General features: G+C 62.4%; 13 protein-coding genes and 1 tRNA gene. 11 read left to right on the plus strand and 3 right to left on the minus strand.

Features of this window, described 5'->3' with window-relative positions; all coding sequences use genetic code 11:
• The first annotated feature begins 13 nt into the window (after positions 1-13).
• The 11 genes from RIN13_RS04775 (at position 14) to RIN13_RS04825 (ending at position 11,649) form a co-directional block, all read left to right on the plus strand.
• Entirely contained in the window at positions 14-1,159 is a 1,146-nt protein-coding gene (locus RIN13_RS04775; RefSeq protein ID WP_309106190.1) for an adenosine deaminase, read from the plus strand.
• A gap of 103 nt (positions 1,160-1,262) precedes the next feature.
• Entirely contained in the window at positions 1,263-1,862 is a 600-nt protein-coding gene (locus tag RIN13_RS04780) for a MazG nucleotide pyrophosphohydrolase domain-containing protein (protein WP_309106224.1), read from the plus strand.
• A 120-nt stretch (positions 1,863-1,982) separates the two neighbouring features.
• A complete protein-coding gene (gene eno / locus RIN13_RS04785; protein ID WP_247048593.1) occupies positions 1,983-3,263 on the plus strand; it encodes a phosphopyruvate hydratase in 1,281 nt (426 codons plus the stop codon).
• Between the two features lie 162 nt (positions 3,264-3,425).
• Positions 3,426-4,184 carry a septum formation initiator family protein gene (locus RIN13_RS04790; RefSeq protein WP_309106191.1) on the plus strand — a complete coding sequence of 253 codons (759 nt, stop codon included), beginning with the start codon at positions 3,426-3,428 and terminating at the stop codon, positions 4,182-4,184.
• Positions 4,185-4,276: 92 nt separating this feature from the next.
• Positions 4,277-4,960 carry a DUF501 domain-containing protein gene (locus RIN13_RS04795; RefSeq protein ID WP_309106192.1) on the plus strand — a complete coding sequence of 228 codons (684 nt, stop codon included), beginning with the start codon at positions 4,277-4,279 and terminating at the stop codon, positions 4,958-4,960.
• A complete protein-coding gene (locus RIN13_RS04800; RefSeq protein ID WP_309106193.1) occupies positions 4,957-5,904 on the plus strand; it encodes a Ppx/GppA phosphatase family protein in 948 nt (315 codons plus the stop codon). Before RIN13_RS04795 ends, RIN13_RS04800 begins: the two co-directional genes overlap by 4 nt.
• 86 nt (positions 5,905-5,990) lie before the next feature.
• Positions 5,991-7,382 (plus strand): S8 family serine peptidase, encoded by a 1,392-nt coding sequence (locus tag RIN13_RS04805; RefSeq protein ID WP_309106194.1) that lies wholly within the window; start codon positions 5,991-5,993, stop codon positions 7,380-7,382.
• A 34-nt stretch (positions 7,383-7,416) separates the two neighbouring features.
• Positions 7,417-8,880 carry an FAD-dependent oxidoreductase gene (locus RIN13_RS04810; RefSeq protein WP_309106195.1) on the plus strand — a complete coding sequence of 488 codons (1,464 nt, stop codon included), beginning with the start codon at positions 7,417-7,419 and terminating at the stop codon, positions 8,878-8,880.
• 135 nt (positions 8,881-9,015) lie between these two features.
• Positions 9,016-9,960, plus strand: a complete 945-nt coding sequence (locus RIN13_RS04815) for an N-acetyltransferase (protein ID WP_309106196.1) — start codon at positions 9,016-9,018, stop codon at positions 9,958-9,960.
• A 20-nt stretch (positions 9,961-9,980) separates the two neighbouring features.
• A tRNA-Leu gene (locus tag RIN13_RS04820) sits at positions 9,981-10,054 on the plus strand.
• A gap of 245 nt (positions 10,055-10,299) precedes the next feature.
• The gene (locus tag RIN13_RS04825) at positions 10,300-11,649 is read left to right on the plus strand and encodes an ABC transporter substrate-binding protein (RefSeq protein ID WP_309106197.1); all 1,350 of its coding nucleotides are present in this window, start codon (positions 10,300-10,302) and stop codon (positions 11,647-11,649) included.
• 223 nt (positions 11,650-11,872) lie between these two features.
• Here RIN13_RS04825 and RIN13_RS04830 read toward each other — a convergent pair whose 3' ends face one another.
• The 3 genes from RIN13_RS04830 to RIN13_RS04840 form a co-directional block, all read right to left on the minus strand.
• On the minus strand, positions 11,873-12,646 hold the full coding sequence (locus RIN13_RS04830; protein WP_309106198.1) for an ABC transporter ATP-binding protein: 774 nt from the start codon (positions 12,644-12,646) through the stop codon (positions 11,873-11,875).
• On the minus strand, positions 12,643-13,707 hold the full coding sequence (locus RIN13_RS04835) for an ABC transporter ATP-binding protein (protein WP_309106225.1): 1,065 nt from the start codon (positions 13,705-13,707) through the stop codon (positions 12,643-12,645). The genes RIN13_RS04830 and RIN13_RS04835 overlap by 4 nt, the downstream gene beginning before the upstream one ends.
• 68 nt (positions 13,708-13,775) lie before the next feature.
• Positions 13,776-14,744: a branched-chain amino acid ABC transporter permease gene (locus RIN13_RS04840; protein ID WP_309106199.1), complete on the minus strand. Its 969-nt coding sequence runs from the start codon at positions 14,742-14,744 to the stop codon at positions 13,776-13,778.
• Position 14,745 lies beyond the last annotated feature (1 nt).

Below are 14,745 nucleotides of genomic sequence, written 5' to 3' on the forward strand. Positions count from 1 at the left end.
CTAAGGTTGGAACGTGACTGAGCCTATCCTTGACGCTGCCCCTGCCCTCGACTTCGACCTGAAGAGCCTTCCTAAGGTCTCCCTGCATGACCATCTGGATGGCGGATTGCGCCCGTCCACGATTATTGAACTGGCCAATGAGGTGGGCCACACCCTGCCCACAACCGATCCTGTAGCGCTCGGTGAGTGGTTCCGCGAGTCCGCTGATTCAGGCTCCCTTGTCCGCTACCTGGAAACCTTCGACCACACCGTTGCCGTCATGCAGACCAAGGACGGCCTGTTCCGGGTCGCCAAGGAGTTCGTCGAGGATCTGGCGGACGACGGCGTCGTGTACGGCGAAGTGCGTTGGGCCCCTGAGCAGCACCTCCAGAAGGGCTTGACCCTGGACGAGACCGTTGAAGCGGTGCAGGCCGGCCTTGAGGCCGGCGTCGACGCCGTTGCCGAAAGCGGCCGCGACATCCAGGTAGGCCAACTCATCACCGCCATGCGCCATGCTGACCGTGGCCAGGAAATCGCCGAACTTGCCGTGCGGCACCGGGACAATGGCGCAGTGGGCTTCGACATCGCCGGAGCTGAGGACGGGTTCCTGCCGTCACGCTTCAAGGACGCCTTCACTTACCTGGCTGAAAACAACTTCCCTGCCACCGTCCACGCCGGCGAGGCCGCAGGCCTGGAAAGCATCCAGTCCGCGCTGGTGGACGGCCGGGCCCTCCGCCTGGGCCATGGTGTACGCATCGCCGAGGACATCATGGTTGAGTTCGAAGACGCGGAAGATGCCTCTGACGACGACGACAACGTGGGCCTCGTGACCCTTGGTAATCTCTCAAGCTGGGTCCGGGACCGGGGCATCGCCTTGGAAATCTGCCCCTCCTCCAACCTTCAGACCGGTGCCATCGCAGGATTCGGCGACGACCTCGACAGCCACCCGCTGGACATGCTGTACCAACTGGGCTTCAACGTCACCATCAACACCGACAACCGCCTCATGAGCGGGGTGACGCTCACCGACGAGTTTGAACTCCTGGTTGAGACGTTCGATTATGACCTCGATGACCTGCTTGAACTGACGCTCAACGCAGCCGAGGCCGCCTTCCTGCCTCTCGAAGAGAAAGAAGCACTCGTCGAATACATCAACGACGCCTACGCCAACCTTGCCTGATAGCGGCGCATCCGGGCCCGACAGCCGTCGTCCTGAAAGCAAGGCAACTCCCGTTGCGGAACTGATTGCCGTTATCGCAGCCCTCCGGGAGCACTGCCCCTGGATGGGGGCTCTGACTCACGAGTCACTCGTGGAGTATTTGCTGGAGGAAGCCTTTGAGGTGGCCGAGTCCATTGAGACGGGCGCTGATGAGGCCGAGCTCCAGGGTGAGCTGGGCGATGTCCTCCTGCAGGTTGTGCTCCACGCCCGTCTGGCCCAGGAACGCGATGTCTTCGACTTCGACGACGTCATCCGCAGCATCACCGGCAAGATGATCCGCCGCAACCCCCACGTTTTCCGTCCCGACGGTAGTCTCCAGGACACCTTCCCGGCCACGGTGGCTGAGATCGTGCAGAAATGGGATGCCGTGAAAAGGGCCGAAAAGCCGGCAGGCACGGGTGTCTTCGAAGGCATTCCGCTCGCTTTACCCGCTCTTGCCCGTGCCCAGAAGTCACTGGACCGGGCAGAGCGGGCCGGACTGGACACACCCGCAGTGCCGCCTGTAAAGCTGCCTCCGGCAGACCAGGGTGAGTACTCCGAAAAGGAACTCGGCGAGCTCCTTTTTGGCCTTGTGGCGGCGGCTCGGGCCCAGGGACTGGATGCCGAACGCGCCTTGCGTGGGGCGATCCGCGAATTCCAGGAAAGCCACGGCTCGCCTTCATGACGTCAAGGTGCCGGAGAGGTTTCCGTAACCTGTACCACTCTCGACTAGGCTTGTCCTGACGAGTACGTCGAGTTTTCAGCTAGATTCCCAGTAAATCGCTTCACCATAAGGAGCATATTCATGGCGCTTATCGATGCCATCCACGCCCGCGAGATCCTCGATTCCCGCGGCAACCCGACAGTAGAAGTTGAAGTTCTGCTTTCCGACGGCCAGATCGGCCGCGCAGCAGTTCCGTCCGGTGCTTCCACCGGCGAGCACGAGGCCGTCGAACTCCGCGACGGAGACAAGGGCCGTTACCTCGGCAAGGGCGTCCAGAAGGCCGTTGACGCCGTCATCGACCAGATCGCTCCTGCACTGATTGGCTTCGACGCCACTGACCAGCGCAGCATCGACCAGGCCATGATCGACCTTGACGGTACGCCCAACAAGAGCAAGCTCGGCGCCAACGCCATCCTGGGTGTTTCCCTGGCCGTTGCCAACGCTGCTGCGGCCTCTGCAGACCTGCCCCTGTACAAGTACCTGGGCGGACCCAACGCGCACGTTCTGCCCGTGCCGCTGATGAACATCCTCAACGGTGGCTCCCACGCCGATTCCGACGTCGACATTCAGGAATTCATGGTTGTCCCGCTCGGCGCGGAGACCTTCTCCGAGGGCCTGCGCTGGGGTGTCGAGGTTTACCACGCACTGAAGGCCGTCCTCCAGGAAAAGGGCCTCTCCACGGGTCTTGGCGATGAAGGCGGCTTCGCGCCGAACCTGCCGTCCAACCGTGCTGCGCTGGACCTGATCCAGGAAGCCATCAAGAACGCCGGCTACACCCCCGGTACGGACATCGCCCTGGCGCTGGACGTTGCCTCCTCCGAATTCTTCACGGATGGCGCGTACCAGTTCGAAGGCAAGGCGCTTTCTGCGACCGAGATGAGCGCCTACTACGCCGGGCTCGTCGCCGACTACCCGCTGGTTTCCATCGAGGACCCGCTGGATGAGAACGACTGGGAAGGCTGGAAGACCCTCACTGACACCATCGGTGACAAGGTCCAGCTCGTTGGCGATGACCTGTTCGTCACCAACCCGTCCATCCTGCAGCGCGGCATTGACACCAAGACCGCCAACTCGCTGCTGGTGAAGGTCAACCAGATCGGCTCGCTGACCGAAACCCTCGACGCCGTCAGCCTGGCCCAGCGTGCCGGCTTCACCACCATCACCTCACACCGCTCAGGCGAGACCGAGGACACCACCATCGCTGACATCTCCGTCGCCACCAACGCCGGCCAGATCAAGACCGGTGCCCCGGCACGTTCGGAGCGTGTGGCCAAGTACAACCAGCTGCTGCGAATCGAAGAAGAACTCGACGACGCCGCGCGCTACGCCGGCCGCAGCGCCTTCCCGCGTTTCAAGGGTTAGTAGCCGCTAAAACGCTTGACCGGTGGCTATGGTTGAAAGACCATGGCCACCGGTTTTCTTTAACCGGGAAGGCAGTCAGGCCCACTGGGCCGGCAAGAGCAACAAAACAGCAAGGCAAGCGCAGCAACCCGCCCGCAAGGACAAGGGCATTACAGGAGTGTCATGGCAACCCGACGTCCCAAGGTTCCCAGGATCACCACTGCGGCCCCCACAGCGGAAGGGACCGACGGCGGCGATGTCATACAGGCGAATTTCGGTTCTACTGCGTCAGGGACGAAGCCTGGTTCGGCAAGCCCGGGAGTGCAGTCAGACGAGCGTCAGAAGCCTGCTGCCAAAGCCACCAGCGATAGATCGGTAACGGCCAGCGCCGCAGCTGACAAATCCGGCACCCCCAAGAGCGGCACTGATAAATTCTCCGCCATCCAGGCGAAAGGGGACGCGCGCAGCCGCGGCGGGAGTTCGCGATACAGCCTGAAGGGACCCCAGCCACACCGGCCGGCCGAGCAGGATGCCGACGACTCCGTGGATCCCGTTCCCGCGCGGGCGTTTTCCGGCCGGTTCCTGGCGCTGGCAGTGGTCATGATCGCCATCACCGTGATGCTGGCCCCAACAGTGAAGATCTGGTTTGAAAAGTCAGCCGAAATATCGGCCCTGGAAGCAGACATCGCCGCACGTAAGGCAGAGCAAAACAGCCTCAAACAGCAGGTGTCCCGCTGGCAGGATCCCAACTATGTCAAACAGCAGGCCCGGGACCGCATTAACATGGTTATGCCGGGTGAGACGGGCTACTGGGTTTTTGGCAGCGATGAGCCTGCCGGAACGAGCAGTGGCCAGGCCGGTGCAGGATCAGCAGAAGAGCCCGCCAACCTGCCATGGGTGGATGCCCTTTGGGAGTCCATCCGGCGGTCGGCAACAGACTAGAAGCAGAACCGCCATTGGAGTGTTCCTGGGACATTCCCCGCCGGGAAGGAAAGCGGCAGCCCGGTGGAAGTGAGCGCGTGGAATTGAATGCAATGGAACGGAACGCAGTGGAAACGAATGCAGCGGCCTCGCCAGAGGAACTCCGCCAGCCGTCAGAAAAGGACCTTGACGTCCTCAGCCGCCAGCTTGGCCGGCCGGTACGGGACGTTGTCGAGATCCCCGCGCGCTGCGTGTGCGGCAACCCCCTCGTAGCGGCCACCGCACCCCGGCTCAGCAACGGAACTCCGTTTCCCACCACGTTCTACCTCACACATCCGGTGATCACCGCCGCGGTATCCAGGCTCGAGGCCGCCGGCTTGATGAACACCATGAACGAACGGCTCGCAGAGGACAGCCTCCTCGCAGAGCGGTACCAGTCAGCCCATGAGGCGTACCTGCGCTCCCGGAACGAGATCGGCGCACGCTGCGGAATCGGCCCGGTACCGGAGATCGACGGCGTTTCAGCAGGCGGCATGCCCACCCGCGTCAAATGCCTCCATGTCCTGGTGGGCCACTCCCTGGCCGCAGGCCACGGTGTGAATCCGCTCGGTGACGAAGCCCTGGCCGCCATCGCCGAATGGTGGACGGCCGACCGTTGCTACTGCCAAGGAGCCTGGGATACGGCCGGCGAGACGCCCTCACGCGAACTGAGCCGTCACGGCCCGCAGGGCTTGCCTGACATCGTGGGCCGCCCCGCCCCTGTACGCGGCCCGGCCGCACAAAAGGATCTCCCATGACCCGTGTAGCGGCCGTTGACTGCGGTACCAATTCAATCCGCCTTCTGATCGCTGACGCCGCACGCCGGGACGGCACGTTCGCCCTGAACGATGTGGTGCGGGAAATGCGGGTGGTGCGGCTTGGCCAAGGGGTTGATGCCACAGGGGAGTTGGCTCAGGAAGCGCTTGACCGGACCTTCGCTGCGGCGGCCGACTACGCGTCGATGATCCGGGACCAGGGGGCCAGCCGTGTCAGATTCGTGGCTACGTCCGCTACCAGGGATGCTGCGAACCGGCAGGTCTTCGTGGACGGTATCCGCGAGCTTCTTGGCGTCGAGCCGGAAGTAATCTCAGGAGATGAGGAGGCGGCGCTGTCCTTTGCCGGCGCCAGCAGCGTACTGCCCTCCCGGGGCCAGGATCCTGTTTTGGTGGTGGACCTCGGGGGCGGCAGCACGGAGTTTGTGCTCGGCGATGCCTCCGGGGTGATTGCTGCGAAGTCAGTGGATATCGGCTGTGTCAGGATGACGGAACGACACCTGCTCACCGACCCGCCAACAGCCGAAGAAATCGCGGCGGCAGAAGCCGACGTCGACGCCGCCATCAGCCAAGCGGCCCTGATCGTTCCCCTCGAACGGACATCCGCCGTCGTCGGCGTTGCCGGCTCTATCACCACCATCACCGCGCATGCATTGCGGTTGCCCGCGTACTCACCGGACGCCATCCATGGCACTGAACTGAGCATCACGGTCATCCGGGAGGCTGCGAGCGACCTGCTGCGAATGACCCGAGCGGAAAGGGCGGCCCTGCCGTACATGCACCCGGGCCGGGTTGACGTTATCGGGGCCGGTGCCCTGGTGTGGCGCCGCGTCCTGGAACGGATGGCGGAGGTCACCGATGGGCGGATCAGCACGGCCGTCAGCAGCGAACACGATATTCTCGACGGAATTGCCCTCAGTGTCCTCTAGATCAAGCTATCCACGCCACGCCCGCCCCTGACCGGGAGCATCTGAAGACCGCCCGTGCCGCCTGACGTACAGCCGATTGGACCAGAATGACCAGAGCAACAGCCCGGTACCGCCGGACGGCCTCCGCACTCATGGCTGTGGCCCTCGCTGGCGGCAGCTTGACCACGGCCCTGATTGCGGCGCCGGCGGCGCATGCCGATGCGTGGCGGGACAAGCAGTACTGGCTGGCCGAATCCGGTATCACCAAAGCCTGGGAGGTTTCCAAGGGAGCCAACGTGAAGGTAGCCGTGATCGACAGCGGTGTGGACGCCGATCACCCGGACCTCAAGGGGGTCGTTTCGGGTGGCTCTGATGCCTCCGGCGCAGGCAGCCCGGATGGACGTAAGAGCATCGGAGCGAAGCCGGAGCACGGGACGCTGGTCGCCACGATGCTGGCAGGCCGAGGCCACCAGCCCAAGGGTTCCACCGCTAAGCCAACCAGCGGACCGGAAGCGGCAACCGGCCCTGACGGGATTATGGGCGTCGCTCCCGAAGCCCAGATTCTTTCAGTCTCCACGTGGCTCGGTTCGACAAACCCGGGTGGCAGGACCGATCAGGAACAGATTCCGGACGCCGTCCGCTGGGCCGTGGACAACGGGGCACAGGTTATCAACATCTCGCTTGGCAGCACCTCACCCCAGTGGCCCCAGAGCTGGGACGCGGCCTTCCTCTATGCGGAGCAAAAGGACGTTGTCATTGTGGCAGCGGCCGGAAACCGCGTGGGAGGAAATGTCCAGGTCGGAGCACCTGCCACCATTCCAGGGGTGCTCACGGTAGCCGGATTGGACCGCAAGGGCGTGGCCAGTGTCGATTCGTCATCGCAGGGCATCAGCATCGGCGTGGCTGCTCCCGCCGAAGACCTGCTCGGTGGCATGCCGGGCGGTGGCTACGCGGAATGGGCTGGAACATCCGGGGCGACGCCGATTGTTGCCGGTGTTGCCGCGCTGATCCGTTCCAAGTGGCCTGAGATGAGCGCGAAGCAGGTTATCAACCGCATCGTCACCACAGCCAACGACGCAGGTGTCCCGGGCAAGGATCCCATCTATGGCTTCGGAGTCCTGAACGCTGAGGCGGCGCTGAAAGCCAACGTGCCGGAGGCCGCGGTTAATCCGTTGGGCACCATTTCGGACTGGATCCGTGTACACCGAAGGGGAGGAGAGGCGCCTGCTGCCCCTGTTCCGAGTGAGAGCCCCACGAGTGCTGCTCCCACGCTTCCCGAAGCCACGGTGCCTGCCGCAACGGCGCCTTCTTCGGGGGAAGGCGTCCTTCCCGCTCTGGTAGTCGTGGGCTTCGGGCTGCTGTTCCTTGCCATCATCGGCGCCGGGACGCTCCAGTTCCTGCGGGCCTACAGGAATCCCGTTAAGGCGCCGGAAGAGCCCGATACAGGAGTCCTTGAAGCTGTTCCATCCAGTCAGCGGACAAGCGCCGGACCTAGTTAGTGAAGATTTTCACAAACTACTGTATTCTTGAAACATGGCATCCTCCCCACAGCTCCAGGACCGTCCCAGGGTACTCGTCGTCGGCGGCGGGTACGTCGGCCTGTACGTAGCCCTCAAACTGCAGAAGAAGATCGCGAATGCCGGTGGCATCGTCACCCTCGTTGATCCGCTGCCTTACATGACCTACCAGCCGTTCCTGCCTGAGGTTGCCGGCGGAAACATCGAGGCACGCCATGCCGTTGTTTCCCACCGCCAGCACCTCAAGCAGACCGAGCTGATCCAGGGCCGTGTCGTTTCCATCGACCACGCCAACCGGACGGCCGTTGTGGCACCGGCAGATGGCGGCGCCAACTTTGAAGTTCCTTACTTCGACGTCGTAGTGGCGGCAGGTGCCATTACGCGCACCTTCCCCATCAAGGGACTCGCTGACAAGGGGATCGGCCTCAAGACCATCGAGGAAGCTGTTGCGCTCCGCAACAAGGTTCTCGAGCGGATCGAAGCCGCCTCCGTCATGACTGACCCTGCCGAACGCGCACGGGCCCTCACTTTCGTGGTTGTGGGCGGTGGCTTCGCAGGCATTGAGTGCATCACTGAGATGGAAGACCTGGCCCGCGCAGCCGTCCGGAACAACCCCCGCATCAGCCAGGACGAAGTACGCTTCGTGCTGGTGGAAGCCATGGGCCGCATCATGCCCGAGGTCACGGAAAAGCAGGCCGAGTGGGTAGTGGAGCACCTCCGCAGCCGCGGTATCGAAGTGCTGCTGAACACGTCCCTTGACAGCGCCGAGAGCGCCCTCAAGCTGATTAACCTTCCGGATAAGACGCACGCGCAGGAATTCGAAGCTGACACCCTCGTCTGGACTGCAGGTGTGCAGGCAAACCCGATGGTCCGCTCCACCGATTTCCCCTTGGATGAGCGCGGACGTGTCCGCACGCTGCCGGACCTTCGTATCGGCGGAGACGAAGGCATTGTCGAAAACGCTTGGGCCGCCGGCGATGTCGCAGCAGTCCCTGACCTCTCCGGCGGGGGAGTGGGCGGCTTCTGCGTGCCCAACGCACAGCACGCGCTGCGCCAGGCCAAACGGCTTGCCAAGAACCTGTGGGCTTCCCGGTGGGAGAAGCCGCTTAAGGATTACAAGCACAAGAACCTGGGCGCTGTCGCTGGTTTCGGCGAATGGAAGGGCGTTGCCAACATCAATCTGATCGGCAGCATCGGCCTCAAGGGCGGACTCGCCTGGCTGGCGCACCGCGGCTACCACGGAATGGCGATGCCCACCTTTGAGCGCAAGTTCCGGGTCATCCTCAACTGGATTGTCGCCTTCTTTGTTGGCCGCGACACCACTCAACTGATCGACCTCGACAACCCGCGCAGGGCCTTCGTTGCGGCTGCCACGCCGGCACCGAAGCCGGCCGCTGCCATCCAGCCGGAGATTCCCGCCGGCAAGCAGGGATCTCCAGCGGCCAAGGCCAAGGAATCAGTTTCAGCGGACAGCAAGTAACTGCACTGACACACACTGTGTAAACGCCCGACGGCGGCCGTCCCCTCCGGGGGATGGCCGCCGTCGTGGTTAACGCGGCCCGACACTGCGGTTTCAGCTGGCTTGTCAGGAAGGCGGTTTACGTAGACTGGCCCCATGACAGGCGAAAAAGACCTCCAGGCACTTCTGGCCACGATGCAGCCCGTTCTGCGGCAGGGCGACTACGTGTACGCTCTCTGGCCGCACGGTAAGCCACTGGGAGGCGGAATTGAAGCAGCTGTCCGGGAAGCCGAAGGCCTCACGGTAGTACTGCAGCGGAGTGAGGCCGACGGGCTGGGACTGAAGTACGACTTCGTGGCATCCTGGATCACCCTCCAGGTGCACTCGGCCCTCGAAGCGGTGGGCCTTACAGCGGCGGTGAGCGCGGCCCTGACAGCAGCCAGGATCAGCTGCAACGTACTCGCTGGCTTCCACCACGATCATCTCCTGGTCCCTGTGGCCGATGCACCCCGAGCCATGGCAGTGCTGGCCGAGCTGGCGGCTGAGAACGCCCACGTTCCGGCGCCCCGGCTGCTGTTGCGCGATGAGCAGCCAGAGGACCGGGACGTGCTCCTGGAGCTCACTGCTGCGGCCTTCGCGATATCACCGGCTACGGGCATGCCGGTTGAAGGCGAGCCAATCGAGGTGGAGGTGCTGCGCCAGCTTTTCGATTGTGATGAATACCTGCCGCAGTTCAGCATCGTTGCCGAACTCGACGGCGAAATCGTGGGCCACGTTATCAGCACCCGAGGTTGGGTTAATGACCTGGAGCTGCTGGGACTGGGTCCCATAGGAGTGGTACCCAAGCTGCAGCGGCATGGCATAGGCTCGGCGCTGATCCACGAGACTGTGGTCCGCGCCAATGCAGCGGGGGAATGGGGCATCGCACTGCTGGGAAGCCCCGTTTACTACGAGCGTTTCGGGTTTGTCCCATCAACCTCCCTGGGCATTGAACCGCCCAGCCCCGAGTGGGGTGACTACTTCCAGTTGCTGCCCCTGGCGGTCTGGCCCGGTGGCATCCATGGGACATTCCGGTACGCCGGGCCACTGGCACGCCTTTGACGGGATACCATTGACCGGGCGCCCCAGTAGCCCAATTGGCAGAGGCAGCGGACTTAAAATCCGCGTGTTGTGGGTTCGAGTCCCACCTGGGGCACTTCACTGCAACGGCTTGGTTCTCCAAGGCCGGTGCAGCTCTTGCGTTCCCTTTTGAGCGCCCCGCTGTCCCTCACCTTGGCTCGTCATGCCCGTTAGGTGTCCCATAGGCAACGAGTGTTATAAGGATGTGACCGTAGTCACTTATCTTCAGGCCTAAATTGCACTAGCTTGAAAGTTAAACCCAGGAACACCTGGTAATTCGCATCAAAGGCCGTTCGCACCTTTCGATCGAGGAGATTCTAAATGATTGCAATTCCCCAGGCAGCGCCGCGGGTTGCTAAGCTCACAGCGCTTAGCTTCGGTGTCGCTCTTCTGGCTACGGCTTGTGGCGGTTCACCAACCCCCGGGTCGACAGAAACCACCACGGCACCGTCCGCAGGGATCGCGTGCCCCGCTGGAGCAGGAGGCGGCACCACCACCCCGCCTGCGGCAACAGCCGGTTCCGTCCCTCAGTCAACCACCACCACCGATACACCCTTGAAGATCGGCTCGCTCCTGCCGACGACGGGCAACCTGGCCTTCCTTGGCCCACCCGAGATTGCCGGTGTTAACCTCGGCATCCAGGAAGTCAATGCTGCCGGCGGTGTCCTTGGTAAGCCTGTAGAAGTTATCCACCGCGACTCCGGTGACACCAAGACGGACATTGCCACGCAGTCCACTTCTGCTCTGCTCGGCCAGGGAGTCAGCGCTATTGTCGGCGCAGCCTCATCGTCCGTCTCCAAGACGGTTATCAACCAGATCACCGGCGCGGGAGTCATCCACTTCTCGCCGGCGAACACTTCGCCCGACTTCACCACGTGGGACGACAAGGGCCTCTACTGGCGTACTGCGCCTTCTGACGTCCTGCAGGGTAAGGTCCTCGGAAACTACATGGCCACCTGTGGTGCCCAGACCGTGGGCATGATCGTCCTGAACGATGCCTATGGAACCGGCCTGCAGAAGAACGTCAAGGAAGCCTTCGAGGCAGCCGGCGGCAAGGTTGTTGCCGAAGAGCTGTACAACACGGGTGACTCCCAGTTCAGCAGCCAGGTTGACAAGGTCATCGCCGCGAAGCCGGATGCCATCGCCCTGATCACCTTCGACGAGGCAAAGAGCATCATTCCGCTTCTGACGGGCAAGGGTGTCAAGGCAAACCAGATGTTCCTTGTGGACGGCAACATGGCTGACTACAGCAAGGACCTGCAGCCGGGTACCTTGAAGGGCGCCCAGGGAACCATCCCTGGCACGTTCGCCAAGGACGACTTCAAGAAGAAGCTGCTGGCCATCGATCCGGGCCTGAAGGACTACAGCTACTCCGGAGAGTCCTACGACGCCGTGAACCTGATCGCATTGGCCTCGGAAGCGGCCAAGAGCACCAACGGTGTGGAGATTGCCAAGCAGCTGAAGTCAGTCTCCGAAACCGGTGAAAAGTGCAGCGATTACGCTTCCTGCGTCACGTTGCTTCGCGACGGCAAGGATATCGACTACGACGGCCAGTCCGGCCCCGTAACGTTCTCCGACGCTGGTGACCCGACGGAAGCCTACATTGGCATCTACGAGTACCAGGACGACAACAAGTACACACCGGTGAAGGAAGAATTCGGCAAGCTGTAAAGCCGGGCACTAACCGACACTACAGAAGGCCCCCGTCCCAGGCAGTTTACAAGCCTGGGACGGGGGCCTTCCTGTGTACCGGGGACGAGCCGCCCGGCAAAGTGACGTCAGGCCGCCGAACAGGGTAGGTCCCCGGCCGGCGGCAATGGCATACAAGGCAGAGGGGCCGTCACCGGATGGTGACGGCCCCTCTGCCTTGCGGTTTATCTGGTCAGATACTTCTTTACTCCACTGTGTCTGCCAAGGTCCCCAGGTAGAGCTGGATGACCTTGGGATCCTTCATGAGTTCGCGACCGGTACCCGTGTAGGCGTCCTTCCCTTGATCCAGGACATAGCCGCGGTCACAGATCTGCAGGCAGCGGCGTGCGTTCTGCTCCACCATGATTACCGAGACACCTGCCCGGTTGATCTCGTGGACCCGGAGGAACGTCTCGTCCTGTTTGACAGGTGAAAGGCCGGCAGAGGGCTCGTCCAGCAGCAGTACAGCCGGTTCCATCATGAGCGCGCGCCCCATGGCAACCATCTGGCGTTCACCACCGGAAAGGGAGCCTGCACGCTGGGCCCGCCGCTTGCCGAGTTCGGGAAAGAGGCTGGTGACGAACTCAAACCTCTTCGCGAAGTCTTTGGGCCGCTGGAACATGCCCATCTGCATGTTCTCCTCGATGGTGAGGGTGGCAAACACATTGTTGTTCTGCGGTACAAACCCGACACCTTGAGTGACGAGCTTGTTCGCCTTGAGCCCGGTGATGTCCTGTCCCCGCACCACTACAGAGCCTGAGTGGACTTTGACGAGCCCGAACATGGCTTTCAACAGCGTGGACTTACCGGCGCCGTTGGGGCCGATGATGCCGATCAGCTCGCCCTTCCGTGCTTCAATGCTGCAGCCGTTAAGGATGTTTACGCCTGGAAGATAACCGGCCACAAGATCGGTGACTTTTACGACGACGTCATCTGTGGAGGCCATTTGAGGTGACGTGGCTGCGCTGGTTGCACTCATTCTTTGTCCTTATCTGTGCGGCCAGGATCTGCCATGCCTGACTCGGGGGAGTTGGGCTGGTCGGAACCAGGTGCCTGGAGGCTTTCTTGGCTCAGGTCCGGTTGTTGAGTGTCGGCCTCCCTGATCTTGGGCACCACTGAATCAACCGCTATGATTCCGGCGTTGTCGGTACCCACGATGGATTCCTCGTCGGCTTCGAGTACTGCCTCCAGTTCCTTGATGCCTTCGGTGTCACCAAGATCCACATCGTGGTGGGCACCAAGGTAGGCGTCAATAACAGCAGGGTTCTTCATCACTTCGCCGGGAGGACCTTCAGCCACGATCTTTCCTTCGGCCATGACGACAACCCAGTCGGCGATGTGCCTGACCATGTTCATGTCGTGCTCCACGAACAGCACGGTCATGCCTTCGGCCTTGAGGTTCTTGATGTGGTCCAGCAGCGACTGGGTCAGGGCCGGGTTCACCCCGGCCATGGGCTCGTCCAACATGACCAGCCGGGGCCGGACCATCAAGGAACGAGCCATCTCAAGCAACTTGCGTTGTCCGCCGGAAAGAGACGCTGCGTAATCGTCCTTCTTGGCGTCGAGCTTGAATTTCTCGAGCAAGGCGTCGGCCTGGGCGGTAAGTTCCTTCTCCCGGCTGCCCCAAATGCCTTTGAAGAGTGCCTTGGAGAGCCGTTCGCCTGGCTGGTCCGCGCCACCAAGCCGCATGTTCTCCATCACGGTGAGCTTGCCCATGACTTTGGTCAGCTGGAAGGTGCGCACCATGCCCATACGGGCCAGCTTGTAGGAGGGCACGCCCTCAATGTTTTTGCCGTCGAACTGCCATTTTCCGGAGTTGGGTGTATCGAAACCGGTGAGGAGATTGAAGAGTGTCGTCTTCCCGGCCCCGTTGGGGCCGATGAGAGCTGTGATTTTGTGCCGCGGGATTTCGAGGTATTGGACATCGACGGCGTTGATGCCGCCGAAGCTCCGGGTGACGTTTTCGGCCACAACGATAGGGTCCCTCTTCTTGCAGCCAGGGGCGATTTCGCCGGCGGCAATCGGACTGCTATCCGTCATGTAGTCAACGCCGGTGGTGCTTTGCGCGGTGCTGCCTGTGGTGTTGCTTGTTGAATGCGCGCTGTGGCTCATGCGAACGCCAGCTCCTTCTTATTGCCAAAGACACCCTGGGGTCTGAAGATCATCAGCAGCATCAGGGCGATGCCAACCAGGATGTAGCGCAGCTGGCCCGCCTGGACCGTGGTCAGCCAGGTCACTGCGCCGGATTCGATGAGACCGTAAAGGATGCCCTGGGTCAGGGACAGGACTACCCAGAAGATCATGGCGCCCACCACAGGCCCCAGGACCGTTGACATGCCGCCCAGGAGGAGGCACGTCCAGAGGAAGAACGTGAGTTCAGTTCCGTAGTTGGCGGGCTGGACGGCGCCCCGGGGCAAGGTGAACACCATGCCTGCGAAGGCGCCCAGGACGCCGCCGATCACCAGTGCCTGCATCTTGTAGGCGTAGACGTTTTTGCCGAGGGAACGGACGGCGTTCTCGTCTTCGCGGATGCCCTTCAATACACGGCCCCAGGGGCTGCGCATCAGGAGCCAAACGACGAGGCAGCACACGATCACCAGGGCCCACGCTACGACCCGGATGAAGAAGTCACGATTGTTCATGCCCATGTAGGAACCCTCAGGGAAGGGGTTCATGGCGTAGAAACCGCCTTCGAAAGCCCCGAGGCCGTCGGCTGATCCGGTGACGGCATCAAGCTGGTTGGTTGTGACGATGTACCGCACGATTTCTGCAGCGGCGATGGTCACAATGGCCAGGTAGTCAGCCCGCAGCCGCAGGGTGGGGATACCCAGCAACAGTGCAAAAAGTGCGGAACAGATGACGGCGATGAGCAGTCCGACGAAGAACGGAACGCCGAAGGTCAGTGTGGAGATGGCAAAGCCGTAAGCTCCTACGGCCATGAAACCGGCCTGGCCGAAGTTCAGCAGGCCCGAGTAGCCGAAGTGGACGGCGAGGCCGAGGGCGGCGAGGGCGTACGCCGCCGTCGTCGGAGTGAAGAGCTCACTGAGGGCACTGGAAAAAATAAATCCGAAGTCCATG

This window comes from Arthrobacter sp. (assembly GCF_031179985.1).
GTDB lineage: Bacteria > Actinomycetota > Actinomycetes > Actinomycetales > Micrococcaceae > Arthrobacter.